Genomic DNA, 25,185 nt, shown 5'->3' with positions numbered 1-25,185 from the left:
TCTTCTTACCGCTTGGGAATGAAGGTCGGGCCGACGGTGCGGATCTGGCCGTCGCTCGCCGGCGCGGCCGGTGCCGCGGCGTCAGCGGCGGCGGGCTGCTGTTGAGCTGCGGCTGCGGGCGCGCCCTTCTTGCCGGCGGCGGCCTTGGTCTGGGCGCGCTGCTGCATCTTCCGCGCGCTCTCCTCGGTGACGATGATGTCACCCTGCTGCTCGGCGGACGCCTTGTCGTCGACCGCCTTCAGCGCCTCGGCCCAGCTCTGGCCGGCCGGCTTGCAGGAGCAGGATGGATTGAACTCGGTGCGGTACTTGAAGGCGTTCGGCAGCGACGAGTAGGACACGCCGCTGATCGAGACCGCCTGGTTGATGTCCTCGCCGGGATTTCGGTAGGTGAACAGGCTGGCATCCGCGGCAGGGCACTGCGCCTTGCAGATCTGCTCGTCGGCGGCGAAGCGCGCCTGCACGGTCGCGAACGAGATCGGGAAATAGGCGCCGTCGCAGGTGCGGACGCAGACGGTGCGGAAGGTCCCGGACTGGGCGCCATACTGCGCATCGGGCGGGGGCAGCGGATTGTTGGGATTGCCGCCGCCACCGCCGCCGAACAGGTTCTCGAGGAAGTTGCCGGGGCCACGCGCGGCCGCGGCATATTGCGGGCCGCAATTATTCTGCGCCAGAGCGGTCAGGACCGAACGGCGCTGGTTCTCGCGGTCGGCGCCGCCGAGCCCGCCCGAGCGCAGCCGCTCGAGATTGGCGGTGATCTGGTCGAGATTGGCGCGCATCTGCTGGATCTGGGTGTTGACCGGACCGCACTGCGCCGAATTGTTGTTGAAGAGCGAGAAGAATCCGGAGCTGTCGCAGCCCATGCGCCGGGCCTGCGCCGTCACGCGATCGAGCTCGCCCTGCTGGCGGGTTGCCGCGTCCTGATAGCGGCGGATCTGCTCGTCCTTGGCCGGGTCGCCGGAGCCGCCGCCGCGGTCGATCGCCGCCAGCTGGCCTTCGAGCCGGCCGCACATCGGATTGGCCTGCGGATTGGGCTGTGGCGCGCCTTGCGGAGCCGGACCGGGCGGGCCGGGCGGCACTTGCGCCAGGGCATGCGTGGCGGGCAGGGACATGCCGGCCAGCACGGCGCAACTCAGAAACCAGCGGGAGAAGCGAGAACGGGAGCTATTGGGCATATCCGGCCATTAAAACGACGCCGCGCGGCGATCAACGCCAAAGCGCGCGGGCAAGGCCGCTGCAATAGCCGTTTCTCGGGGCAGCGTCACGTCGTTTCCGGGGCGCCGGTGTGGCAATAACCCCGTCTGGCCAGCGGCTTGGCTCAGCGCTGGCAGGTGATGGCGACGAATTCACCACAGCTGTTGCCGTTGCATTTTTCATTCGCGGCGTGCGGAACCGCACCGGTGATCTCGTCGGGATCGACGCGGCGGTAATTGGTGGCCTGCGCAAAATCGCGTGACCGGCAATAGGCGCGGGCGGCGGAGGCACCGCAGCGATCGCCGCGGGCGAGGCACTGGTCGATGCCGTAGCCGTCGGCCTGGTTGGCGACGATGAAGACGCGGCTGTCGGCCAGCGCGGCCGAGGAAACAAGGAAGGACGGAGCAACAAAGAGCGTGCAGGCAATCAATGCTGAAACAGGCCGCATGGTGCACCAGTGAAAATGGCGGGGAATCCGCAAGCGACCGGATACGCCCAAATCCTTAATAATGATTAACCATGAGGGCGTTGACGTGATTTCGGTGCGGAGCGGGTGGCTAACCGCCCGAAAACAGCCCCTTGACGCAATAATGGGGCCGTGAGACATGGTGGAACCATGAACGGCCACCTCGCCATCTGCAGCATTTGCCGCGAGATTATGAGCTAGCGATTCGCTGGCTGAGGCCGTCTTTTCTCAACACATGAGAGCATTGGACCGCCCGGCCGCAAGGGAACGGTTTCCATGGATTTGCGCCTCTACGATACGCTGACCCGGGAGAAGCGGCCGTTTGTGCCGCTCGATGCCGACAACGTCCGCATGTATGCCTGCGGACCGACGGTCTACGACTTCGCCCATATCGGCAACGGCCGCGCCGCCATCGTTTTCGACGTGCTGTTTCGCGTGCTGCGCCATCGCTATGGCGCCGATCACGTGACCTATGTCCGCAACGTCACCGACGTCGACGACAAGATCAACGTCCGCGCCGCGCGGGATTATCCCGGCGTGCCGCTGAACGAGGCGATCCGCAAGGTCACCGAGCAGACCTATCAGCAGTATCAGGACGACGTCACGGCGCTCGGCTGCTTGCCGCCGACCGTGCAGCCGCGCGCGACCGAGCACATCCCGGAGATGCGCGCCATCATCGAGAAGCTGGTTGCCGGCGGCTTTGCCTATGTCGCCGAGGATCACGTGCTGTTCTCGCCGCAGGCGATGAACGCGGCCAATTCGATGTTGCCGCGTTACGGCGCGCTGTCGAAGCGTTCGCTCGACGAGATGATCGCCGGCGCCCGCGTCGATGTCGCGCCCTACAAGCGCGACAACACCGATTTCGTGCTGTGGAAGCCGTCGAAGCCGGGCGAGCCGTCATGGCCGTCGCCCGCAAGCATCAAGGTCGAGGGCCGCCCCGGCTGGCACATCGAGTGCTCGGCAATGGCCTGGAAGCATCTCGGCGAGAAGTTCGACATTCATGGCGGCGGCATCGACCTGGTGTTCCCGCACCATGAGAACGAGCTCGCCCAGACCTGCTGCGCGTTCCACTCCGACCGCATGGCCAATGTCTGGATGCACAACGGTTTCCTGCAGATCGAAAGCGAGAAGATGTCGAAGTCGCTCGGCAACTTCTTCACGATCCGCGATCTGTTGGCCGATTGGCCCGGCGAGGTGCTGCGGCTTGCCATGCTGAAGACGCATTATCGTTCGCCGCTCGACTGGACCGCCAAGGCCACCGAGGAGGCCGCGAAGACACTCGACGACTGGTACGCGGTCGCGGCCGACGCCGATCCCGGCGCGCCGTCGCCGGCGATGGTCGAGGCGCTCTACGACGACCTCAATACGGCGCAGGCGATGGCCGTGCTGCACGGCCTGCGCGGTGCTGCGTCGAGCAGCGAACAGAGCCGCAGGGAGTTTGCCGGCTCGCTCCGGCTGCTCGGCTTCCTGTCGGAGAGCGCGGCCGCGTGGGAGGCCCGCAAGCAGCAGGCGAGCGGTGTCGATGCCGCCGCGGTGGAAGCACTGATCACCGAGCGCACCGCGGCGCGGGCCCGCAAGGACTTCAAGGAGTCGGATCGGATCCGCGATCAGCTCGCCGCGATGGGCGTGGCGATCAAGGACGGAAAGGATGCCGAAGGAAAGCCGATCACCACCTGGGAGGTCGCGCGATGAGCCGCTCCGCGCCCGCCTTGCGCCCGTATCTGCCCGACGACGCGCCGCTGCTGGCGGCGATCTTCTCGGCCTCGATCATGGACCTGACCGGCGACGACTACAGCGAGGCGCAGCAGGAAGCCTGGGCGATGGCCGCCGACGACGAGGCGGCCTTCGGCAAGAAGCTCGCCGGCCAGCTCACGCTGATCGCGACCTTGCAGGGCGCCCCGGTCGGTTTCGCCTCGCTGAAGGGCGCCGATCTCATCGACATGCTCTATGTGCATCCGAGCGCGGTCGGGCAGGGTGTCGGCGGCGCGCTGTGCGATGCGCTTGAGAAGATCGCGAGTGCCCGCGGCACCAAGACCCTGAAGGTCGATGCCAGCGACACCGCGCTGGAATTCTTCCGCAAGCGCGGCTACGTCGCTCAGCAGCGCAACTCGGTCACTATCAACGACGAGTGGCTCGCCAACACCACGATGCAGAAGCAGCTCGATGGTGTCGCGACCCCGGGAGGCCACGCGTGAGCCGCGAGCGCCTCTATCTGTTCGACACCACGCTGCGCGACGGCGCGCAGACCAATGGCGTCGACTTCACCCTGCAGGACAAGCAGGTGATATCAGGCATGCTCGACGCGCTCGGCATCGACTATGTCGAGGGCGGCTATCCCGGCGCCAATCCGACCGACACCGAGTTCTTCAGCAAGAAGCCTGCGTTCGACCACGCACGCTTCACCGCCTTCGGCATGACGCGGCGGCCGGGCCGCTCGGCGTCGAACGATCCCGGGCTTGCCGGCATCCTCGAGGCCAAGGCGGACGCGATCTGCTTCGTCGCGAAATCCTCCGCCTACCAGGTCCGCGTCGCGCTCGAGACCACGAATGAGGAGAACCTCGCCTCGATCCGCGACAGCGTCGCTGCCGCGAAGGCGCTCGGCCGCGAGGTGATGGTCGACTGCGAGCATTTCTTCGACGGCTACAAGGAGAACCGCGACTACGCGCTCGCCTGCGCCAAGGCGGCCTATAAGGCCGGCGCCCGCTGGGTGGTGCTGTGCGACACCAATGGCGGCACCATGCCGCATGAGATCGAGACCATCGTCGGCGAAGTCATCAAGCAGGTGCCCGGCGCCCATCTCGGCATCCACGCCCATAACGACACCGAGCAGGCGGTGGCGAATTCGCTCGCCGCGGTGCGGGCCGGCGCGCGGCAGATCCAGGGCACGCTCAACGGCCTCGGCGAGCGCTGCGGCAACGCCAACCTCTGCTCACTGATCCCGACCTTGAAGCTGAAGCAGGAGTTTGCCGACAAGTTCGAGATCGGCGTCACCACGGAGAAGCTGGCGACGCTGATGAAGGTGTCGCGCACGCTCGACGACATGCTGAACCGCGCGCCCAACCGCCATGCGGCCTATGTCGGCGAAAGCGCATTCGTCACCAAGACCGGCATCCATGCCTCGGCTGTCATGAAGGATCCGCAGACCTATGAGCACGTGCTGCCGGATTCCGTCGGCAATCACCGCAAGGTGCTGGTGTCCGATCAGGCCGGCCGCTCCAACGTGATGGCCGAGCTCGACCGTGCCGGCATCGCCTATGACAAGAGCGATCCGCGGCTGATGCGGCTGGTCGAGGAATTGAAGGAGCGCGAGGCCGCGGGCTTTGCCTATGAATCGGCGAACGCCTCCTTCGACCTGCTGGCGCGCCGCACGCTCGGCAAGGTGCCGGAATATTTCAAGGTCGAGCAGTTCGACGTCAATGTCGAGCAGCGCTACAACGCCAACGGCCAGCGCGTCACGGTGGCGCTCGCGGTGGTGAAGGTCGATGTCGACGGCGAGCGGCTGATCTCGGCCGCCGAAGGCAACGGCCCGGTCAACGCGCTCGACGTCGCGCTGCGCAAGGACCTCGGCAAGTACCAGAAATATATCGATGGCCTGAAGCTGATCGACTACCGCGTGCGTATCCTCAATGGTGGCACCGAGGCGGTCACGCGCGTCTTGATCGAGAGCGAGGACGAGACCGGCGAGAGCTGGACCACGGTCGGCGTCTCGCCCAACATCATCGACGCCTCGTTCCAGGCGCTGATGGATTCGGTGTTCTACAAGCTGGTGAAGTCGGGCGCGCAGGCGTGAGTGATTGAGCCGTCATTCCGGGGCGATGCGAAGCAGCGAACCCGGAATCCCGAGATTCCGGGTCTGGTCCTTCGGACCATCCCGGAATGACAACGGGGAGGGAGTATCCATGATCGACCACGTCTCCGTCGGCGTCCGCGATCTGGAACGGGCCGCGCGGTTTTACGAGCCGACGCTGGCCGCGCTTGGCCTGAGCCGCCTCGTCACGCGGCCGGCGACGATCGGCTTCGGCAAGGCCTATCCCGAGTTCTGGATCAATCTGCGCGCCACGATGGCGCAGGTGCCGCATGAGAGCGGCACCCATATCTGCCTGCGCGCGAAGACCACCGCGGAGGTCGATGCCTTTCACGCCGCCGCGCTGGCGTCCGGCGGCCTCTCCGATGGTCCTCCGGGCCTGCGCCCGCACGACCGCGTGCGCTACTATGCGGCCTTCGTCCTCGATCCCGACGGCAACCGCATCGAGGCCGTGACGTTTCCGAGCGAGTAGTAAGGATTTCAGGCTAGCACTTGTCTCGACCCGTCATCCTGAGAGTCTGACTCATAAATCACCCAACCTTAGCTGCAGCCGCGAGTCTGCGGGTCAGGAGCCTGATGTGTGCAATCAGCAGCCAGGCAGCTTCGGTTGCCACCGTCGCCTCGAAGTCCTTGGCGAGGCGGCGGCATCTGCCGAACCAAGCGAATGTGCGTTCAACCACCCACCGCCTCGGCAGAAGCTGGAAGCCTTTGACGCCTTGAGGCCGCTCGACGATCTCGACAGTCATGGACCGCAGTCTGAGAGCGCGTCGAGGAGTTGATTTCCGCGGTAGATCCGGTCGGCAAAGACGTGGCGCAGCCGGGGGAAGTTCTTCCGCACGTTCTTCAGTAGCGGTACGGCGCCATGGCAGTCCTGAACGTTGGCCGGATGAACATGAACCCCAAGGAGGAGGCCATTGGTATCCGTCACGATATGCCGCTTGCGGCCGTAGATGCGCTTGCCTGCATCGTAGCCGCGCGGTCCACCAGCTTGCGTGGTTGGCGCACTTTGACTGTCGATCACGGCTGCCGTCGGCTTCGGTGTCCGTCCAAGCTTTTTTCGCGCCCGGCGGACAAGCACGCTGACAATCCTCTGCCACCGGCCTGTATCCCGCCATCTATAAAAATAGCCCTGCACCGTCGAATAGGGCGGGAACTCCTGCGGCAACGCCCGCCACTGGCAGCCGGTCGAAACGATATAGAGGATCGCTTCGATCACACGACGCAGCTCCGTCTTACGCGGCCGGCCGCGCCGGTTCGCTCGCGGCAACAGGCGTCTGATCACCGCCCACTCCGCATCGGTCATATCGCTTGCATAACGCAGATCGTCCCGCCGATATTGCTCCCGAGTGATCTTGGTCCAGGGCATCGTGCTCTCCCTCGAATCTTTGCAAATCCGATGGAATCACACCCCACTGAGATCACTCACCCATTTTTCAGTCAGGCTCTGAGGAGCGCGTAGCGCGTCTCGAAGGATGCACGGCCACCAGCGGGGGCTTCGAGACGGCCGCTCTGCGGCCTCCTCAGCATGACGGTCATGGAGCCGAAAGTGCGGCGAACAGTTACAGCCGCCGCGCCACTTCGGGCGCGAGATCCTTCGCGGCCTCGGGCGTGCGTGCCACCGCCGAACGCAGCCGCGGCAGGATCTCGTCGATGCGATCGGCCATCAGCACGTTGATCGGCAGCGTCGGGCGGATGAACTCGGTCATGCGCATGTGGTTCAAAAGCGAGAGCAGGGGCTCCCAGAAATTGTCGATGTTGGCGAGCAGGATCGGCTTGTGGTGACGGCCGAGCTGCTGCCAGGTCAATTGCTCGACCAGCTCTTCCAGCGTGCCGATGCCGCCCGGCAGCGCGACGAACGCATCCGAGCGCTCGAACATCAGGCGCTTGCGCTCATGCATGTCGGGCGTGACGATCATCTCCTGAACCGAGGTCAGCGCGTTCTCGCGCGCGCGCAGGAATTCGGGAATGATGCCGGTGACGGAGCCGCCGTGATCGAGCGTCGATCTCGCGACCGCGCCCATCAGGCCGATCGAGCCGCCGCCATAGACCAGGCGCACGTTGTTTTCGGCAAAGCTCTTGCCGAGCGCGACGGCAGCTTCAACGAAACGGGGATTGTTACCGGGGCCGGAGCCGCAATAAACACAGACAGTCTTGATTTGGTTCATACGTTCCTTGTGGCACTGCAGCGTAAACAGGGTCAAGACTCCCATATGGGGATTGAGGGCCAAAAAATCCCGTAAATTCCCGCGAATCGCGAACAATTTTCGTCATAAGCCTGTACGCCGCGTTCAAACGATCTATATGACGGGCACAATGGCAAACCGTGGAAAAGATGTGGCAGCGGACCGCCGCGCCGTGACCGCGCGGGCGGGCGCCTGATGGTGCCGCCGCAACAGAGTGTGACCGGCGCCGCACAGCCCACGGCCACGCCGCCGGCCGCCGAGAAGGGGACGCTGCTCGGCACCCTCGTTCATCTGTGGCCCTACATCTGGCCCGGCGATCGCGCCGATTTGAAGACGCGCGTGATCTGGTCGGTGGTGCTGCTGCTGTTCGCCAAGCTCGCCACGCTGTCGGTGCCGTTCACCTTCAAATGGGCGATCGATGCGCTGAACGGCACCGGCTCGGCGCCGGTCGCGGCCTCGAACTGGGTGGTCTGGCTGATCGCCTCGCCGGTGCTGATGACGATCAGCTACGGCGCGGTGCGCATCATCATGGCGGTGCTGACGCAGTGGCGCGACGGCATCTTCGCCCGCGTCGCCATGCATGCGGTGCGGCGGCTCGCCTACATCACCTTCGTGCACATGCACGAACTGTCGCTGCGCTTCCATCTCGAGCGCAAGACCGGCGGCCTGACCCGCGTCCTTGAGCGCGGCCGCTCCGGCATCGAGACCATCGTGCGGATGGTGATCCTGCAGTTGATCCCGACCATCGTCGAGGTCGCGCTGCTGGCGGCGGTGCTGCTCTGGCAGTTCGACTGGCGCTACGTGCTCGCGGTGCTGCTCACGGTCGTCGTGTTCATGTACTTCACCTATATCGCGACCGAGTGGCGGATCGAGATCCGCCGCAGGATGAACGATTCCGACACCGAGGCGAACACCAAGGCGATCGACTCGCTGCTCAACTACGAGACGGTGAAATATTTCGGCGCCGAGGAGCGCGAGGCGCGGCGCTACGATCGCTCGATGGAGCGCTACGAGCAGGCCAGCGTGAAGACCTATACCTCTCTCGCGGTGCTCAACACCGGGCAGGCGATCATCTTCACCGCCGGGCTGACCGCGACCATGCTGATGTGCGCGTTCGGCATCCGCAACGGCACCCACACTGTCGGCGATTTCGTGCTGATCAATTCGATGATGATCCAGCTCTACCAGCCGCTGAATTTCATGGGCATGGTCTATCGCGAGATCAAGCAGGCGATCATCGACATCGAGAAGATGTTCGACGTGCTGGCGCGCGATCCCGAGGTGAGGGACATTCCGGGGGCCAAGCCGCTCGCGGTGTCATCCGGCAGCGTGCGGTTCGAGGATGTCCGCTTCTCCTACGAGGCGGACCGGCCGATCCTCAAGGGCCTGAGCTTCGAGGTGCCGGCCGGCAAGACGGTTGCGATCGTCGGTCCCTCCGGCGCCGGCAAGTCGACGATCTCGCGGCTGCTGTTCCGCCTCTACGACGTCTCGAGCGGCCGCATCCTGATCGACGGCCAGGACATCAAGACCGTGACGCAGGCCTCGCTGCGCTCGGCGATCGGCATGGTGCCGCAGGACACCGTGCTGTTCAACGACACCATCCGCTACAACATCCGCTATGGCCGCTGGGATGCCGGCGACGACGAGGTGGAGGAGGCGGCGCGCCTCGCGCAGATCGACGGCTTCATCCGGATGTCGCCGCAGGGCTATGAGACGCAGGTCGGCGAGCGCGGCCTGAAACTCTCCGGCGGCGAGAAGCAGCGCGTTGCGATCGCGCGCACGGTGCTGAAGGCGCCGCCGATCCTGGTGCTGGACGAGGCGACCTCCGCGCTCGACAGCCACACCGAGCACGAGATCCAGGGCGCGCTGGAGCGGGTCTCGCGCAACCGCACCTCGCTGGTGATCGCGCACCGGCTGTCGACCATCGTCGGCGCCGACGAGATCATCGTGCTGGACCAGGGCCGGATCGCCGAGCGCGGCACCCACGCGCGGCTTTTGGCCGCCGACGGCCTCTATGCCAGCATGTGGAACCGGCAACGCGAGGCCGAGGAGGCCCGCGAACGGCTCGCCCAGGTCGATGACGACGGCACCGCGCCGAATCGGCTGCCGCCGGCGGTCACCAAAACGTCGGAGGATTCCAGCCCTGATGCGGGTGAGAAACCCTTGCCGACCGCCGCGGAATAGTCGATTTAGGGCCTCTCCCGCCAAATGGGGCGGGGAAACGCAAGCGAGCTCTGATGTCGATCGCCAACTCCATCCGCGCGCAGATCCCGCCGATCCACCCCGAGGGCTGTCCCTTTATCGGCGGCTTCGCTCTGGCGAGCCTGATCCTGTTCTGGATCTGGACCCCGCTGGGCTGGATCGGGACGCTGCTGACCGTCTGGTGCGCGCTGTTCTTCCGCGATCCGGTTCGCGTGACGCCGCTGCGCGACGGCATCGTGGTATCGCCGGCCGACGGCCGCGTCTCGATGGTGGTGCAGGCGCTGCCGCCGGCCGAGCTCGGGCTCGGCGACAAGCCGCTGCCGCGTGTCTCGGTATTCATGAGCGTGTTCAACTGCCATGTGAACCGCAGCCCGGTGGTCGGCCGCATCGACCGCATTGCCTACCGGCCCGGCGCCTTTATCAATGCCGAGCTCGACAAGGCGAGCGAGGACAATGAGCGCAATTCGCTCGTGATCTCGACCTCCAACGGGCGCATTGGCGTGGTCCAGATCGCGGGCCTCGTGGCGCGGCGCATCGTCTGCTTCGTCAAGGAGGGCCAGTCGATCGGCGCCGGCGAGCGCTTCGGCCTGATCCGCTTCGGCTCGCGGCTCGACGTCTATCTGCCCGAGGGCACGAAGGCGCTGGTCTCCGAGGGGCAGACCGCGGTCGCCGGCGAGACGATTCTGGCGGATTTCCGCAACGCCGATCCGGGCCGGACCTACCGCGCCGATTAACTCTGTTTCGCCAGCCCCATCAGCCGGTTCCCGCCGCAATGGCGGAGCCGGGCGGCGCTTGCTATATTCATCAGGCCATGACGCCATTCGATCCGAATTCCACCGAGTATCGCCGCCGGCGGTTCCGCCCGATCCCGGTGCGGATGCTGGTGCCGAACATGATCACGCTGCTGGCGATCTGCGCCGGCCTCACCGCGATCCGGCTGTCGACGGAAGGGCGGATGGAGCTGGCGGTCGCCGCCATCGTGTTCGCCGCGATCCTCGACGGCATCGACGGCCGCGTCGCGCGCATGATCAAGGGCCAGTCGAAATTCGGCGCCGAACTCGACAGCCTCGCCGACTTCGTCAATTTCGGCGTCGCGCCGGGCCTGATCCTGTATTTCTGGCAGCTGCATGAATTGAACAATGGCGGCTGGATCGCCGCGATGGTGTTCGCGATCTCCGGCGGCCTGCGGCTTGCGCGCTTCAATGCCTCGATCGACGATCCGAACAAGCCGGCCTTCGCCGCCAACTATTTCACTGGCGTGCCGGCGCCTGCCGGTGCGATCACCGTGCTGCTGCCGATCTATCTCGCCTTCCTCGGCGTGCCGATGCCGCCGGCGACGCTGACGGCGTTCTACACGCTGTTGATCGCCTTCCTGATGGTGTCGCGGCTGCCGGTGTTCTCCGGCAAGACCGTGAAGATGCGCGTGCCGCCGGAAATGGTGCTGCCGGTGTTCGTGTCGGTGGTGTTCATCGTCGCGCTGCTGATCGGCTATCCCTGGCACATCCTGTCGGCGGGCTCGGTGCTCTATCTGATCAGCCTGCCCTGGGGCTGGAAGTCCTACCGCGACCAGGAGCGCCAGCTTGCCGCGCAGACGCAAGCTGCGGGCGCGCCGGTGGCGGCGCAGGCCGCTGCTCCCTATACGGCGCCGGTCGCGGAGAGCGACCACGACGATCGTCCGACGCATCTGCACTGAGTGCGCCCTCGGTAGTCGACCGTCATCCTGAGGTGCGAGCCTTGCGGCGCAATTGCGCCGCCGGGCGAGCCTCGAAGGATGTACTGCCCGGCTCCTCCGAGATTGGGGCCGTCGACCCTTCGAGGGCCGCTGAAGAAGCGGCCACTTCCAGCGACAACGGTTTCGCCGTTGCGCGGGGGTGACGGTGATAGAGTGGTTTCATTCCAGCAAATATCAGCCATGAGCGTGCCTCGGTTGGGTTCGCCTGCGATCTCGGCTATAGGCTGAGACGGCCCGCTCGAGCATGATCCGGAAAAGTGGAGACCGGTTTTCCGAAAAGATCATGCTCAAACAAAGAAATGAGATCATGATGCGTTTCCCTGGAAACGCATCATGATCTGACGCCAAAAATCAGGAGAGAAACGCCGTGACGACATCCGCTTCCGCCCCGCTTCCTGCTTCCGTCCTTGAAGCGTTGGCGCGCTACGACACGCCGACGATCTGCAACGCGATGGAGATCGTCGCGCCGGAGCGCCGTCTGATCGGCTACACCGTGAAGCCGCTGGTCTGCCCGTTCCCGACGCTGCCGCCGATGGTCGGCTACGCCCGCACCACGACGATCCGCTCGGTGCTGAAATCCGGCCTCTCGGCCGAGGAGCAGTCGAAGCGCCGCATCGAATATTACGAATATGTCGGCACCGGCTTCGGCCCGCGCATCTCTGTCATCCAGGACATCGACGGCCCGGACGTCGGCTATGGTGCGTTCTGGGGCGAGGTGCAGAGCAACGTGCACAAGGCGCTCGGCTGCCTCGGCGTCATCACCGACGGCTCGATCCGCGACATCCCGCAATGGGCGCCGGGCTTCCAGGCGCTGGCCGGCTCGATCGGCCCGTCGCACGCCTGGGTGCATGCCGAGAGCTTTGGCGGCGAGGTCCGCGTCGCCGGCATGACGGTGCGATCCGACGATCTGATCCACGCCGACAGCCACGGCGCCATCGTGATCCCCTATGAGGTCGCGGCGAAGCTGCCCGAGGCCGCCGAACTCTGCGGCCGCCGCGAGACCCCGATCCTGGACATCGCGCGCAGCAAGGATTTCTCGCTCGAGAAGCTCAAGGACGCGCTGAAGCGTTCGGCGGAAATCCACTGAGGCAGGCGCATGGTGCTGACGGCGGGCAGGTGCCCTCCGTCATTGCGAGGAGCTCGCGACAAAATTGCAGAGCAATTTTGCGCTGAAGCGACGAAGCAATCCATGTCTCCGCAAGTGTCGAGATGGATTGCTTCGCGGAGCCTGTCATCCGGCGGTGCTTTGCGCCGACCGGATGGCTCGCAATGACGCAAAACAGGTTGGCTAAGGTCAGGCCGGAGCCACCTTCGCGATCTCGTTCGCCCCGCGAACCGTCATGTCAATGGCGACATAGAGGATCACGGCGAGTCCGACATAGGCGATCCAGCGGTGGTTCTGCAGCAGCCGCGCGATGACGGAGGCCGCCGCGCCCATCATCGCGATCGAGAGCGCGAGGCCGAACACCAGCACGATCGGCTGCTCCCGCGCCGCACCCGCGACCGCCAGCACGTTGTCGAGCGACATCGAGACGTCGGCAACGATGATCTGCGTGGTGGCCTGCCACAGCGTCTTGCGCTGGCCCTTTGCGCCATCGGCGTGTTCGGCCGTGGTCTCGTGCGCGTCGGCGCGCAGCTCGCGCCACATCTTCCAGCACACCCACAATAGCAGGATGCCGCCGGCCAGCAGCAGGCCGACGATCTGCATCAGCTGCGTGGTGACCAGCGCGAACATGATGCGCAGCAGTGTCGCGGCACCGATGCCGATCAGGATCGCCTTGCCGCGCTGCTTCTCCGGCAGGCCGGCCGCGGCAAGGCCGATCACGACGGCGTTGTCACCGGCCAGCACGAGGTCGATGACGACGACCTGCAGCAATGCGCTGAGGGCGTCGAGTGAAAACAACTCGGGCGAAAATAGTTCGGACATGGGTCATGTTCCCCTTGAGGTCGGGGAGCGGACCCTTTCGACGAAACCGGCTCTTGCCGTCATGCGGACGGCAAATCCACCGCGACACTTATCGCGTCACGGGTCGAAGCAGGGCCACTCCAACTGAGTTCCAGTCCGACATCGCAGCTTGTGGCTGCCAGAGGGGCCCGGCCTGGGATTACGGTCGTGACACCGGACGCATTGCTGCTTCTTCCTCGAAGAACAGCGCCGCCTGATCCGGTTCGCCGAGGATCGCCGCTGCGCACCCCATGAAGGTGAACGCGCCGGCAAAATCCCACAGCGTGAGGTTCGCCACGGTTGAGCGCGCGTGGATCACGCGCGCCGCAATCGCGGCAATGGCTGCCTGGACGAACAACAACAGGCTGAGAACGGGCAGCACGAGTGCAGGCTCAACCAGACGGAGCGTCAGGACGATCGGCAGCGCGGTCAGCGCGCCGAACAACAGCAGCATGCCGAACGGCTCCAGAGAGGGAGTCTTTCGCAGCATCGTGTCTGGAATGATCGAGGACATTCCGGTCCTTTACCGATCCTGACTTGTCGTTCACGTCGAGGATATCAGAACGCGATCTCCTTGACGCGCGACGCGGCGCCGCGCGACCGCCGGCCGCGCGACAAGATGTACGTATGCGGTTCCGGAGAAGGCCCGAGCCCCGGGGGGGGGGGGGGGGGGGGTGATCTTGGACGCCATTTTGGCACCGCCGCCGCGGTGGCATGCCATGGCAAAGTCCGTGCGGCGCCTTTATCTTTGCTGACAGCGCTGGGCGAACGATCGAAAGGCAATTTCGATGAATATGGCAGGCAAGACGGTGCTGATCACCGGTTCCACCGACGGCGTCGGTCGCTACGTCGCGATGAAGCTGGCGTCGGCCGGCGCCCGGGTCCTGATCCACGGCCGCGATACCAAGCGGGCGCAGACGCTCGCCGACGAGATCAAGCGCCTCAGCGGCCGCGAGCCGATGTTCTACCAGGCCGACCTGTCCTCGCTCGCCGAGGTCCGCGAGTTCGCCCAGCTGGTGCTCGACGACCAGGAACGCCTTGATGTGTTCGTCAGCAACGCGGGCATCGGTTCGCAAAACGAGGGGCCGGCGCGGCAGACCAGCAAGGACGGCCACGAGCTGCGCTTCGCGGTCAACTATCTCGCCGGCTTCCTGCTCGCGCATCTGTTGCTGCCGCGGCTCAAGGCGAGCGCGCCGGCGCGCATCGTCAATGTCGCGTCGCTCGGCCAGCACCCGATCGATTTCGGCGACGTGATGATCACGAAGAACTACAGCGGTGCGCGCGCCTATGCGCAGAGCAAGCTGTCGCAGATCATGTTCACCATCGACCTGGCCGCGGAGCTGGAAGGCTCCGGCGTGACCGTCAACTCGCTGCACCCCGCGACCTACATGAACACCACCATGGTGCGCGCCAGCGGCGCGACGCCGATCTCGACCGTCGAGCAGGGCGGTGATGCCATCCTGCGTCTGGTCCAGGACGACGATGTGGCAGGCCGGAGCGGGCTGTTCTTCGACGGCAAGCGCGAGGCGCGCGCCCATGCCCAGGCCTATGACGCCGAGGCGCGCAAGCGGCTCAAGGCGTTGAGCCTGACGCTCACCGGGCTGCGGGCTTCCTGATCCGGCGCGAGACCGGCGCACTTTGGACGCGACCTTGGGCGCGGATCGCCTCGAACAGGCGCTTGCATGCGGCCGGAACGCCGCGATCCGGCACCGTCGCAATGCCGAGCAAGAGACCCGGCTGCGCGCGCTTCGGTGAGAAATACCAGGGCGAGAGCGGGGCGGGCGCCAGCCCGTGCGCGAGCAGTGCCCTGACGATCTCGACATCGGCGGTCTTGTCCGGCAGCGTCAGCATGACGGCGAGGCCGGCAACCTGCACGTCGTTGCTCCAGCTCCGTAGCGCCGTCGTTAGCGCATCGCGGTTGTCGCAATAGGCCCGCTTGGTTCGCCTGAGATGGCGGATGTAGTGACCGTCGCGCATGAATTCCGCGGTGGACAGCTGCACCGCTGGGCCGGGAGCGGGGACCAAGCACGTCGCGACATCGGCGAACTGCGCCGCCAATGGCTCTGGCGCAACCAGGAAGCCGAGGCGCAGCGTCGGCGAGATCGTCTTGCTGAAGGAGCCGAGGTGGATCACCCGGCCGGCGCGATCGAGCGAGGCGAGCGCCGGCGCGGCACGGCCATCGAGCTGCAATTCGCCGAGATAGTCGTCCTCGATGATGAAGGCTCCGGTTTGGGCGGCCCAGTCGAGCAGCTGCGCGCGACGTTGCGGCGACAGCGGCGGGCCGAGCGGCGCCTGCTGGCCCGGGGTCACGACCGCGAGCGCCGCGTCGGGGGCGTGCTTGAGACCGTGCTCGACATCGATGCCGTTGGCATCGACGGGCATCGGGACGACCTCCAGCCGGCCGAGCTCGAGGCCCTTTCGCGTCAATGGAAATCCCGGGTCTTCCATCCAAGCGCGGCGGCCTTCGAGGCCGAGCACGCGCAGCGCGAGGCCGAGTCCTCCGCTGAATCCCGAGGTGATGACGATCTGCGCGGGCGAGCATTCGAGCCCGCGCGCGATCGCGAGATGCGCCGCGATCTCGCGTCTCAATTCGAGCTCGCCGCGAGGATCGACATAGCGCATCACCGCGCTCAATTCCGCACGGACGGCGCGCGCGCGGATTCGCGCCAGCAGCTTGGCGGGGAGGCTATCCTGCGCGGGGACGCCCATCCGAAAGTGTCCCTGACCGCTCAGATCGCGAAACATCTCCACGACCGATCCGGGAGCGACCGGCGCATCGGGCTTGGCGGCCTTCCTGGGCCGCCTCGCGACGGTGGTGCCGCCCGCCTTCGACGACACGATGTGCTGGGCGTCCGACAGCTTGTCATAGGCCGCCCGCACGGTGCCGCGCGCAACGCCGAGCTGCGCGGCAAGGTCGAGCCACGATGGCAGCCGGGCGCCCGGCACCAGCACGCCGTTGTCGATCGCCGCCGCGATCGCCTTGCGGATCTGCTCGGAGAGCGGCGTCCTGGCCGACCGGTCGAGCGCGATGGGAAGCGGGTTGGACATGGCCCGTGGTACACCAATTCGGTTCATTCTTGGTGCTTCTTTTTGGCCATGCGTGCCCGCATCTATCCGGTAGCAATGGAGGCACGAGATGAAGACCTTGATGACAACGCTGCTGGCCTGCGCGGCCCTTGCGACTCCGGCGATGGCGCAATCGGTGACGCCGAAGTTCGAGCATATGATCACGAACATTCCCGGCAAGTCGCTGATCGCGGTGGAGGTGAACTTCCCGCCGGGCGAGCCGTCGGCGCCGCATCATCACGCCAAATCGGCGTTTCTCTATGTCTACGTGCTCCAGGGCGCGATCGAGAGCCAGCTGGAAGGCGAGGCCGCGCATATCTATCGGGCCGGCGACAGCTTCTTCGAGCCGCCCGGCGCGCATCACGTGCTCGGGCGCAACGCGAGCGCGACCGAACCGGCGAAGCTGCTTGCGGTGTTCGTCGTCGACAGCAACGACAAGGCGCTGACTGTGTTCGACAAGGAAGGACACAAGCAATGAGCATGCGGATCGACTACAACAAGGTCGCGCCAGCGGGCATCAAGGCGCTCGGTGGCGTCTATGGCTACATCACGCAAAGCGGGCTTTCCGCGCAGCTCGTCGAACTGGTCTATCTGCGGATATCGCAGATCAACGGCTGCGCCTATTGCCTGGATTCGCATACCCGCAGCTTGCGGAAGATGGGCGTCAAGGTCGAGAAGCTTGCGGTGCTGCAGGTCTGGCGCGAGGCCGAGGCGCTGTTCGACGCCGAGGAGCGCGCCGCGCTGGCCTGGGCCGAAACCGTCACCCGCGTGGCGGAGACCGCGATTCCGGATGCCGATTACCAGGCGGCCCGCGAGGTGTTCAACGAGAAGCAACTGGTCGACCTGACCATCGCGATCGGCCTGATGAACACCTACAACCGCATCGCAATCGGCTTCCGCAACCCGCCGCAGGCTGTGGTCGAGCATTCCGCTGCGGCGGCTTGATCTTGGCAGGAATGGGTCAACTCCTGGACGGAAGCTACTCATTCGTTGCGGGCCGCATGCTCAGCAGCAGGAGTGCGCCGGAGAGCAAGTACAGCGCCATGACGAAGTACATGCCATAGATGTTGTCGCCGGTGTTCCGCACGATGAACCCGGTGATCGACGGGCTTACCGCCGGACCGAGATTTCCGAGGCTGGTGACGAGGGCAAGGCCGCCGGCCGCCGCGCCCGCTGAGAGATATTCACTGGTCAATGCATAGAAGAGCGGCGGCGCTGATACAAACCCGATGACGGCGAAGGAGAGAGCCAGGATCGAACCAACAAAAGTGCCGTGGAGCAACATGAGAAAGAACAAGCCGCCGGCGGCAATCGTGACGCAGGTCGCATAGTGCCAGCGGCGCTCATGCCGTTTGTCCGAATGACGACCGATCAGGATCATGCAGACGATACCCGCAGCGTTGGCTACTGCGTGATAGACGCCGACCAGTAGCGGATCCTTTACTCCCCAGCTATGGATCAGGGTCGGCATCCAGAATACCATCGTGTAGTTGGCGCCCAGCAGACAAAAACAGGCCAGCGACAACAGGTAGACCTTCGGGTCTCGCAGCAGCTGCCGGAACGTCCCCGAGGTCGCCTTCACGATGTTCTCTTCGTCATGCTGTAAAGCATCGTCCAGCAGCGCCTTCTCCCCCTTCGAGAGCCACGTGGCCTGGAACGGCTTGTCCTTGAGCAGGTAATACATGAGAACGCCGAGGATTGGCGCGGGCAACCCCTGGATCAGAAACAGCCATTGCCAGCCGTAAAGACCGCTGACGCCGTCGAAATACTTCAGGATCGAACCACACAGCGGACCAGCGATGAACATCACAATGGGGGGCGCCGACGCGAGGATCGCGATGACCTGCCCGCGCCTTACCGACGGGTACCAGTACGTCAAGTACAGCAGCACGCCCGGGGCGAAGCCGGCCTCAAAGACACCAAGAAAGAACCTCGCCGCATAGAACTGGAGCGGCGTCGATACGAACATCATGGCGGTCGCCGCCAATCCCCAGAGCACCATGATCCGCAACAGGGTCTTGCGCGCGCCGATCCTTTCCAGAAGAAGATTGCTGGGCACCTCAAACAGGAAATATCCGACGAAGAAGATGCCAGCGCCGAGCCCGTAGACTGCATCATCAAACGGTAGTGTCTGCTTCATCTGAAGCTGTGCGAAGCCGATGTTGATGCGGTCGAGAAAGGCGACCATGCTGGCGATCAGTAGCAAAGGTATAAGGCGCCAGTCGACCTTGGCGAACACGGCCTTGTACGCCGGGTTCTCCAATATCGGCGACGACGACTTGCTTGCAGCAGGCAGATGCATTCTTGTTCCTTCCAAAGTATGCTTTTGCCTATGATGTCCTTCGAACCAGTCGCTGCTCCATTGCGCGGGAGTAATGGTCTGACCTCGAAAGCTCAGGTGACCTTTGCCTCGATGACGCTGAGACGCCCGGCCGGATAGGTCGCGGTGTGAGTAAAGCCGGATTCGCGAAACAGCCAAGCGTACTGCTTTTCCGTTCTTTCGAGACCGCCAGGCCCGCGAAGCATGAGCAGATCGGTCAGCGTCTGTTCCCTGTGCGCATCGCTTACGCTCGGGAATTCCGGCATGATCCGTTCGATAAGCAGGAGCACGCCACCTCCGGGGAGCGCCCTTCGACAGTTTGCGAGGATGACCATGCTGCGCTCATCGCTCCAATCGTGAATAATGTTCTTCATGACGATGGCATCCGCGATCGATGGAATCGTCTGGAAGAAATCGCCGGCCATGAATTCGACGCGATCACTGAGCCCGCTGCGCCTCAGGTGGCCAGTCGCGGATTCGGCGCAGCGCGGAAGGTCGAAAATAGTCCCTCGGATATGCGGATGTTGCCCGGCTATGGCGCCAACGAGTTCGCCGGAGCCGCCGCCGACATCCATGAGATGAGCGAACGCACCGAAGTCGTAGGCCCCCAGGATATCCGGAATCGCCAGACGCGTCCCCTCCATCATCGCTGCGTTGAATATGTTGACCATCTCCGGATCGCGCGCCATCAGATCAAAGCTGTTTTCATGGCCAAGCAGTTGCGCGGCGGTCTTGCCGGTCATGATCGAGTCCTGTAGCCCGGTCCACGATTCGGTCAGAAACTGGCCTTCAAAGATCGTCCAGTTCTTGAGGGACTGGGTTGCGGCCCCGTCAAGGCAAGTCCCCAGTTCGGTCAATGCGTATTGCTCTTCAGCGACCGTGCAAATGCCTATGGTCGAAAGCGCGGTCAGCAGGCGGCGGAGCGCCTGCTTGTTCGCGCCGGTTGCCTCGACGAGTTCGCCAAGGGGCCGCGATCCATCGCGCAGGAGTTCAGCGATCCCCAGCTTCGCGGCGACATAGATGACCGCGGTCACGCGCTGCGACTGAATAAGGTGCAGCAATCTTGCGGATGCGTGGATAGAGGACATCGATCATTCCCTCTCATGTTGCTCGTTGGTGCCGGTTCAGCACGCCCGGGCAAGCCTGCTCAGGCTCGAAGGCGGCGCGCTGCGCGGCATTGATTGGCCGATCCTGATCTCGGTGTCGCTGACGCCGGGGCCGCATCGCCGGTCCGTCCCCGCAACCGGGGAAGGGTTGAAACCTGAAATACTTAGCGCAGTATGGATGACAGAACTGATCATGGAGGCCTGCCTGGCGCTGACCGCTTTTGGTGGATCGCTGCTCGGGACGGTTTTGCTATCCCGCGCCGCAAGATGATGCTGTACAATTGCCGCCAGGTCCCGAAACCTCGCCGATATTCTGCCGATATTTTCCGAAATGGCCCAACGAGGCGTTCTTGCTTAAGTCATCGCAGCCTTCGATTGTGATCGGCGACCGGACCTTGGACCTGGCCCGCGAATTGCTGCTCGACGGGCGCGGCGACATCGTGCCGTTGCGTCCTCAAGCCTGGGCGGTGCTGCGGCTCCTCGCGCAACGCGTCGGGCGCCTGGTGCATAAGGACGAGATATTGGATGAGGTCTGGTCGGACTGCGAGGTCACGGAAGACTCGCTTGTCCAGGCCATCGGCGACATCAGGCAGGCCTTGGGAGGGGCGGGCCGATTGGCCCTGAGAACCTTGCCTCGCCGCGGCTACATGCTGGTCGTGGATGGCGAGCAGGCCGACCGCCCGGCTTCTGCCAGTGTCACGACCTCGTCGATGCCAGACAACGCTGGAAGGCCAGCGGGTTCATCTTCGATCCCACACCTGTCCATTGTTGTTCTACCATTCACAAATATTGGCGGCGATCTGGAGCAGGAATATTTTGTCGATGGCGTGACTCACAGTCTGACTACTGACCTGTCGCGCATCGCCGGCGCGTTCGTCATCGGCCGGGGCACTGCGTTCACCTTCAAGGGAAAGGCGGTGGACGTGAGGGAGATCGGTCGCGAATTGAATGTCCGTTACGCGCTGGAAGGGTCGGTGCAACACGGCGGCAATCGCTTTCGCCTGAACGTTCAGTTGACTGACACGGAAACCGGAGCCCATGTGTGGGCCGAGCGCTTCGACAAGCCCGCTGCCGACTTGCTGGACATGCAGGATGAGATCGTATCCCGGCTCGCCAATACATTGAACGCCGAGCTTATCAAGGCCGAAGCACGACGGGCAGAACGGTTGCCCCAGCCGGACGCGATGGATCTCTATTTTCAGGGCAGGGCTGTCCTGAACAAAGGAATAGCGCCTGCGGTTATGGCGCGAGCAAGGGATTTCTTCATGCGCGCCCTCGCGCTTGATCCCGACAATATTGAAGCAGCGGTTGCCGCGGCTCAGGTCGATTTTGCGATCGGTTCTTCCTCCATGGCCGATGACGGACCGGCATATTTCAGGGCCGCGGAGAAGGCGCTGAATGGCGTGTTGTTGCGTGCGCCCAATCACCCCAGAGCCCACATGTTGCTCGGCGCGGTTCAAATTCGGACGCGCCGCGCTGCAAAGGGTATCGCTGAATGTCGCCAGGCGCTGGCGCTCGATCGGAATTTGGCCGATGCGCATGGGTTCATTGGCCTCGGGAAGCATGCGCTGGGGCGTGGTGAGGAAGTCGAGGGGCATATTCAAGAGGCGTTACGACTGTCCCCTCGCGATACGCGTGCCTTTCTCTGGATCATGGTTGTCGGGATGGCCAAGTTGATGTCCTGCACCAACGCAGACCTCGAGGCGCTGGACTGGCTTCGCCGGAGCATTGAGGCTAATCCCAATTTTGCGCTCGCTCACTTTCACTTGGCTGGCGCGTTGGCCATGATGGGAGACCTCGAGGAAGCACGATCCAGTGCCAAAGCCGGACTGGCACTCGATCCCAACTTCAGCATTCGTCGATACGACGTCAATGTCGTCTTCCTGTCCGACAATCCGGTATGGCTCGCCAAGCGTAAGCGCTTTTATGAGGGAATGCGCATGGCCGGCGTGCCGGAGAGCTAGTGCCGCGTTCGATCATCTGCGTGAATGGGATAAAGCTGCGACGAGGAGCTACATTTGAGCTCCAGCAGCGGCGCGCCATACTCGCGTCTTGGTCAGCGGCGGAGCAGGAGCACCACTCACGAACCCGGCTTCGCCTCGACAGGCTTCTGCGCGAACTGCGGAAAGGTCTCGGCCACGACAGGCCCATCCAGCCGCCATGAATAGCAGCCGCCGACGAAGAATGGCGGCTCGGTGACATCGCGCTGGTGATCGAGCGCGCCGCGGCCCTGCGGGTCCTTGCCGGAGGTTGCGGTCTGGAACAGCGTCGTCACCGCCGGACCCAGCAGCTCGGCGAGATGGGTGCAGGTTTCGAGCTTGCCAATCTTGCGGCGGACCAGTTCGCGCCAGCCCTTGCCGATGCGTTCGCCGACCAGGCGCTGCAAGATGCCCTCGACGTCGAGGCAGGACGGGTAGGGCGTTGAGGCCATCGTGGTGCCGGTCTCGCGGATCGTAAAACTGTCGTCGACCGCGAGCCGCAGGCGGATGTCGTGCACGGGATCGTCGGGCTGCTGCAGCCCGCGATGCTTGTCCTGTCGGGCATAGGGTTTGGTGTCGACCAGCTGCGCCTCGACTTCCCACAATCCGTCGTCACGGAGATAGCCGAGACATTCGACGGAGCGGCGGTGCATCAGGCGGCGGGGCTTGCCGTCGGTATTGGTATCGGGTGCGGACATCGGAACTCGCTGGATTGAATCTCGAACCGATCCAATCGGCCATGTGCTCCGATGTCAACGCTCGCGGTCGAATGGCGTCATGAGAGGTCGTCATTCCGGGATGGCGCGTTAGCGCCAGACCCGGAATCTCGAGATTCCGGGTTCGATGCTTCGCATCGCCCCGGAATGATGGGGGTGACGTTGAGAGCTGTCCCTCAGCTCACCCGCCGTTCGCGGTTCTCCCAATACGGCTTTCTAAGCTCGCGCTTTAAGATCTTGCCGGCGCCGGAGAGCGGCAGCGGCGTCGAGGTGATGTCGACGCTGCGCGGGCATTTGTAGCCGGCGATCAGCACCTTGCAGTGCTCCATCAGCTCTTCCGGCGTGGCGCTGGCGCCGCTCTTCATCACCACGACGGCGTGAACCTGCTCGCCCCAGCGTTCGCTCGGGATCCCGATCACGGCGCATTGCGCCACCGCCGCGTGCTGGGCGAGCGCGTTCTCGACCTCGGCCGAATAGACGTTCTCGCCGCCGGAGATGATCATGTCCTTGACGCGGTCGACGACGTAGATGAAGCCGTCCTCGTCCATGTAGCCGCCGTCGCCGGTGTGCATCCAGCCGTCGATCACGGCGCGCGCGGTCTCCTCCGGACGCTCCCAATAGCCCATCATCACCATGTCGCCGCGCACCGCGATCTCGCCGACGGTGCCCGTCGGTACGACCTTGTCCTCCGCATCGACGATCTTGACCTCGGCGCCAAGCGTCGCCCGGCCGGCGCCGCGGTGCCGGCCCTTGACGCGGCCGTCGCCGATATGCTCCTTCCAGTGCAGCAGGGTCGCGATCGGCGACAGCTCGGTCATGCCGTAGGCTTGCGTGAACTCGACATGCGGCAGCGCCTTCATGGCGCGCATCAGCACGGCGTCGCTGATCACGGAGGCGCCGTAGGAGATTCGCTTCAAGGACGACAGGTCGTAATTGCCGAGCGTCGGGTGGTCGACGAACATCTGGATCATGGTCGGCACCAGCAGCACGTCGGTGATGCGCTCCTTCTGCACGGCGGCTGCGACGCCGTCAGGCGTAAAGCCCTGGATCACGACGTTGGAGCCGCCGGACAGCAGCACCGAATACATCGCCGCGCCATTGGCGAGGTGGAACATCGGCGCCGCGTGCAGGTAGATCGTGCTGCTCGGCCACAAGCCTTCGCCGAGCGCGTTGAGCGCGTTGGCCATCAGATTGCCGTGGCTCAGCATCACGCCCTTGGAGCGGCCGGTGGTGCCGCCGGTGTAGAAGATGCCGGCAAGGTCGTCGCGGCTGCGCATCGCATCCGGAACAGGCGCGCTGCGCGCGATGAGCGTCTCGTAATTCTCCATGCCGGCAGGCGTGTCGCCCTCGTCGGCATAGACCAGCCGCAGGCCGGGGACGGCGCCTGCCAGCGCCGTGCCGACCGGCGCAAACGCCCTGTCGACGAACAGGATCGTTGCGCGGCAGTCGCGCAGCGCGTCCTCGTTCTCGATCGGAGACCAGCGGATGTTGAGCGGCACGATCACGGCGCCGGCCCAGCCGACGGCGAGGTAGAGCTCGAGATAGCGGTCGGAGTTCAGCGACAGGATCGCGACGCGGTCGCCGTCCCGGGCGCCGAGGCCGCGGATCGCGGCGGCGAGGCGGGCGACGCGTTCGCCGACCTCGCGCCAGTTGCGCCGCCGCTCACCGCAGACGACTGCGAGCCCGTTTGGATTGACCTGCAGCGCGCGCCGCAGTCCGTGTGTGATGTTCACTCGTCTCCTCCCTTGATGCGTTTCCCCTGCGAGGCGGTTTGTCCGCCTTCTCGTGCGCCGTTGTCTTGCGCGTTGATGTCATTTGCGTTGTTGTTTTGGCGATGCCTTCGGTGAGGCGGATCGCGAACTCGTCGGCGACGGCGCGTCCGCTCAGCTCGCCGCCCGGCTGGAACCAGTGGCCGATCCAGTTCAGCGAGCCGGCGATCGCGAAAGCCGCGAGCTTCGGGTCGCACGGCTTCACCGAACCGTCCGCGACGCCCTGTGCGATATAGTCGCGGAAGGCGCGGTCGATCCGCCGCTTCGCCGTCTGCACGATCTTGCGGTTGTCCTTGCTGAGGTCGCGGATGTCGAACCGGACCAGGCTCTTGCCGTAGTCCGCGGTCATCAGCTCGGCATAGCGGACGGTGAGCTTGCGCAGCTTGTCGAGCCCTGAGCCGCCGCCCGCCGACGTCTCGGCAATGCATTCGTCGACCAGCTCATTGCCGATCGACCAGCACTCGAACAGGATCTCGTCCTTGCCGCGGAAGTAGTTGTAGAGCGCCGGCTTGGTGATGTTGAGCCGCTTGGCGACGTCGTTCAGCGTGGCACGGTGATAGCCCTGTTCAAGGAACAGGGCTACGGCCGTGCGCAGCACTGCCTCGCGCTTCTCGTCGCGGGCGCGGCGCCGGCTTTCGAATGGCAGCCATGGCGACTCGTTGCTGGAAGAGGGGGAGTGGGCGTCCATCGCGTCGGCTGTTGTCG

General features: G+C 64.7%; 24 protein-coding genes and 1 pseudogene. 13 read left to right on the top strand and 12 right to left on the bottom strand.

Annotated features, from left to right (window positions below; all coding sequences use genetic code 11):
- Window positions 1–5: 5 nt before the first annotated feature.
- Window positions 6–1,172 (bottom strand): DUF2865 domain-containing protein, encoded by a 1,167-nt coding sequence (locus ACVWZM_RS00885; RefSeq protein WP_076826456.1) that lies wholly within the window; start codon window positions 1,170–1,172, stop codon window positions 6–8.
- 143 nt (window positions 1,173–1,315) lie between these two features.
- A complete protein-coding gene (locus ACVWZM_RS00880; RefSeq protein ID WP_057017266.1) occupies window positions 1,316–1,639 on the bottom strand; it encodes a hypothetical protein in 324 nt (107 codons plus the stop codon).
- Between the two features lie 294 nt (window positions 1,640–1,933).
- Here ACVWZM_RS00880 and cysS point away from each other — a divergent pair, with 294 nt between their 5' ends.
- The 4 genes from cysS to ACVWZM_RS00860 all read left to right on the top strand — a co-directional run bounded on the left by cysS (window position 1,934) and on the right by ACVWZM_RS00860 (window position 5,934).
- Window positions 1,934–3,349, top strand: a complete 1,416-nt coding sequence (gene cysS, locus ACVWZM_RS00875) for a cysteine--tRNA ligase (RefSeq protein ID WP_456851482.1) — start codon at window positions 1,934–1,936, stop codon at window positions 3,347–3,349.
- Complete coding sequence (locus ACVWZM_RS00870; protein ID WP_310884805.1) at window positions 3,346–3,852, top strand: GNAT family N-acetyltransferase; 507 nt, start codon at window positions 3,346–3,348, stop codon at window positions 3,850–3,852. Before cysS ends, ACVWZM_RS00870 begins: the two co-directional genes overlap by 4 nt.
- Window positions 3,849–5,447, top strand: a complete 1,599-nt coding sequence (gene cimA / locus ACVWZM_RS00865; RefSeq protein WP_456851480.1) for a citramalate synthase — start codon at window positions 3,849–3,851, stop codon at window positions 5,445–5,447. The genes ACVWZM_RS00870 and cimA overlap by 4 nt, the downstream gene beginning before the upstream one ends.
- Before the next feature lie 109 nt (window positions 5,448–5,556).
- Complete coding sequence (locus tag ACVWZM_RS00860) at window positions 5,557–5,934, top strand: VOC family protein (protein ID WP_229192507.1); 378 nt, start codon at window positions 5,557–5,559, stop codon at window positions 5,932–5,934.
- Window positions 5,935–5,992: 58 nt separating this feature from the next.
- On the opposite strand, the pseudogene ACVWZM_RS00855 reads toward ACVWZM_RS00860, so the two are convergent.
- Window positions 5,993–6,828 (bottom strand): annotated as a pseudogene (locus tag ACVWZM_RS00855) (IS5 family transposase).
- Between the two features lie 193 nt (window positions 6,829–7,021).
- A complete protein-coding gene (locus ACVWZM_RS00850) occupies window positions 7,022–7,627 on the bottom strand; it encodes an LOG family protein (protein ID WP_141340547.1) in 606 nt (201 codons plus the stop codon).
- Between the two features lie 213 nt (window positions 7,628–7,840).
- Between ACVWZM_RS00850 and ACVWZM_RS00845 the strand changes: the two genes are divergently transcribed.
- The 4 genes from ACVWZM_RS00845 (at window position 7,841) to ACVWZM_RS00830 (ending at window position 12,666) form a co-directional block, all read left to right on the top strand.
- A complete protein-coding gene (locus ACVWZM_RS00845) occupies window positions 7,841–9,829 on the top strand; it encodes an ABCB family ABC transporter ATP-binding protein/permease (RefSeq protein ID WP_456851477.1) in 1,989 nt (662 codons plus the stop codon).
- Window positions 9,830–9,882: 53 nt separating this feature from the next.
- Window positions 9,883–10,581 (top strand): phosphatidylserine decarboxylase, encoded by a 699-nt coding sequence (locus ACVWZM_RS00840; RefSeq protein ID WP_456851475.1) that lies wholly within the window; start codon window positions 9,883–9,885, stop codon window positions 10,579–10,581.
- Between the two features lie 77 nt (window positions 10,582–10,658).
- Window positions 10,659–11,540 carry a CDP-diacylglycerol--serine O-phosphatidyltransferase gene (gene pssA / locus ACVWZM_RS00835; RefSeq protein ID WP_057017306.1) on the top strand — a complete coding sequence of 294 codons (882 nt, stop codon included), beginning with the start codon at window positions 10,659–10,661 and terminating at the stop codon, window positions 11,538–11,540.
- 406 nt (window positions 11,541–11,946) lie between these two features.
- Entirely contained in the window at window positions 11,947–12,666 is a 720-nt protein-coding gene (locus tag ACVWZM_RS00830; RefSeq protein ID WP_028344569.1) for an RraA family protein, read from the top strand.
- Window positions 12,667–12,873: 207 nt separating this feature from the next.
- Here ACVWZM_RS00830 and ACVWZM_RS00825 read toward each other — a convergent pair whose 3' ends face one another.
- A complete protein-coding gene (locus ACVWZM_RS00825; RefSeq protein WP_076826466.1) occupies window positions 12,874–13,506 on the bottom strand; it encodes a TerC family protein in 633 nt (210 codons plus the stop codon).
- 178 nt (window positions 13,507–13,684) lie between these two features.
- On the bottom strand, window positions 13,685–14,038 hold the full coding sequence (locus tag ACVWZM_RS00820; protein ID WP_082653787.1) for a hypothetical protein: 354 nt from the start codon (window positions 14,036–14,038) through the stop codon (window positions 13,685–13,687).
- A 274-nt stretch (window positions 14,039–14,312) separates the two neighbouring features.
- Here ACVWZM_RS00820 and ACVWZM_RS00815 point away from each other — a divergent pair, with 274 nt between their 5' ends.
- Complete coding sequence (locus ACVWZM_RS00815; protein ID WP_076826468.1) at window positions 14,313–15,140, top strand: SDR family NAD(P)-dependent oxidoreductase; 828 nt, start codon at window positions 14,313–14,315, stop codon at window positions 15,138–15,140.
- Here the strand turns inward: ACVWZM_RS00815 and pdxR are convergent.
- Window positions 15,118–16,572 (bottom strand): MocR-like pyridoxine biosynthesis transcription factor PdxR, encoded by a 1,455-nt coding sequence (gene pdxR / locus ACVWZM_RS00810; protein ID WP_456851472.1) that lies wholly within the window; start codon window positions 16,570–16,572, stop codon window positions 15,118–15,120. The genes ACVWZM_RS00815 and pdxR overlap by 23 nt on opposite strands.
- Window positions 16,573–16,660: 88 nt before the next feature.
- Between pdxR and ACVWZM_RS00805 the strand changes: the two genes are divergently transcribed.
- Entirely contained in the window at window positions 16,661–17,068 is a 408-nt protein-coding gene (locus ACVWZM_RS00805; RefSeq protein ID WP_057017276.1) for a cupin domain-containing protein, read from the top strand.
- Window positions 17,065–17,535, top strand: a complete 471-nt coding sequence (locus tag ACVWZM_RS00800; RefSeq protein ID WP_057017277.1) for a carboxymuconolactone decarboxylase family protein — start codon at window positions 17,065–17,067, stop codon at window positions 17,533–17,535. The genes ACVWZM_RS00805 and ACVWZM_RS00800 overlap by 4 nt, the downstream gene beginning before the upstream one ends.
- 34 nt (window positions 17,536–17,569) lie before the next feature.
- Here ACVWZM_RS00800 and ACVWZM_RS00795 read toward each other — a convergent pair whose 3' ends face one another.
- Window positions 17,570–18,892 carry an MFS transporter gene (locus ACVWZM_RS00795; protein WP_456851470.1) on the bottom strand — a complete coding sequence of 441 codons (1,323 nt, stop codon included), beginning with the start codon at window positions 18,890–18,892 and terminating at the stop codon, window positions 17,570–17,572.
- A 92-nt stretch (window positions 18,893–18,984) separates the two neighbouring features.
- Complete coding sequence (locus tag ACVWZM_RS00790) at window positions 18,985–19,998, bottom strand: methyltransferase (protein WP_456851468.1); 1,014 nt, start codon at window positions 19,996–19,998, stop codon at window positions 18,985–18,987.
- Between the two features lie 28 nt (window positions 19,999–20,026).
- Here ACVWZM_RS00790 and ACVWZM_RS00785 point away from each other — a divergent pair, with 28 nt between their 5' ends.
- The gene (locus ACVWZM_RS00785; RefSeq protein WP_456851466.1) at window positions 20,027–20,287 is read left to right on the top strand and encodes a hypothetical protein; all 261 of its coding nucleotides are present in this window, start codon (window positions 20,027–20,029) and stop codon (window positions 20,285–20,287) included.
- 79 nt (window positions 20,288–20,366) lie between these two features.
- Entirely contained in the window at window positions 20,367–21,980 is a 1,614-nt protein-coding gene (locus tag ACVWZM_RS00780; RefSeq protein WP_244558753.1) for a winged helix-turn-helix domain-containing tetratricopeptide repeat protein, read from the top strand.
- 116 nt (window positions 21,981–22,096) lie between these two features.
- On the opposite strand, the gene ACVWZM_RS00775 is transcribed toward ACVWZM_RS00780, so the two are convergent.
- The 3 genes from ACVWZM_RS00775 to ACVWZM_RS00765 form a co-directional block, all read right to left on the bottom strand.
- Window positions 22,097–22,693 carry a DUF2889 domain-containing protein gene (locus tag ACVWZM_RS00775; RefSeq protein WP_456851464.1) on the bottom strand — a complete coding sequence of 199 codons (597 nt, stop codon included), beginning with the start codon at window positions 22,691–22,693 and terminating at the stop codon, window positions 22,097–22,099.
- Window positions 22,694–22,887: 194 nt separating this feature from the next.
- Complete coding sequence (locus ACVWZM_RS00770) at window positions 22,888–24,444, bottom strand: acyl-CoA synthetase (protein ID WP_076826479.1); 1,557 nt, start codon at window positions 24,442–24,444, stop codon at window positions 22,888–22,890.
- Entirely contained in the window at window positions 24,374–25,168 is a 795-nt protein-coding gene (locus ACVWZM_RS00765; protein ID WP_076826481.1) for a TetR/AcrR family transcriptional regulator, read from the bottom strand. The genes ACVWZM_RS00770 and ACVWZM_RS00765 overlap by 71 nt, the downstream gene beginning before the upstream one ends.
- Window positions 25,169–25,185 lie beyond the last annotated feature (17 nt).

The sequence above is a fragment of the Bradyrhizobium sp. USDA 4501 genome (genome assembly GCF_054062115.1).
The sequence above is the reverse complement of the archived record's forward strand: the minus strand, read 5'-3'. Positions and strand labels throughout refer to the sequence as shown.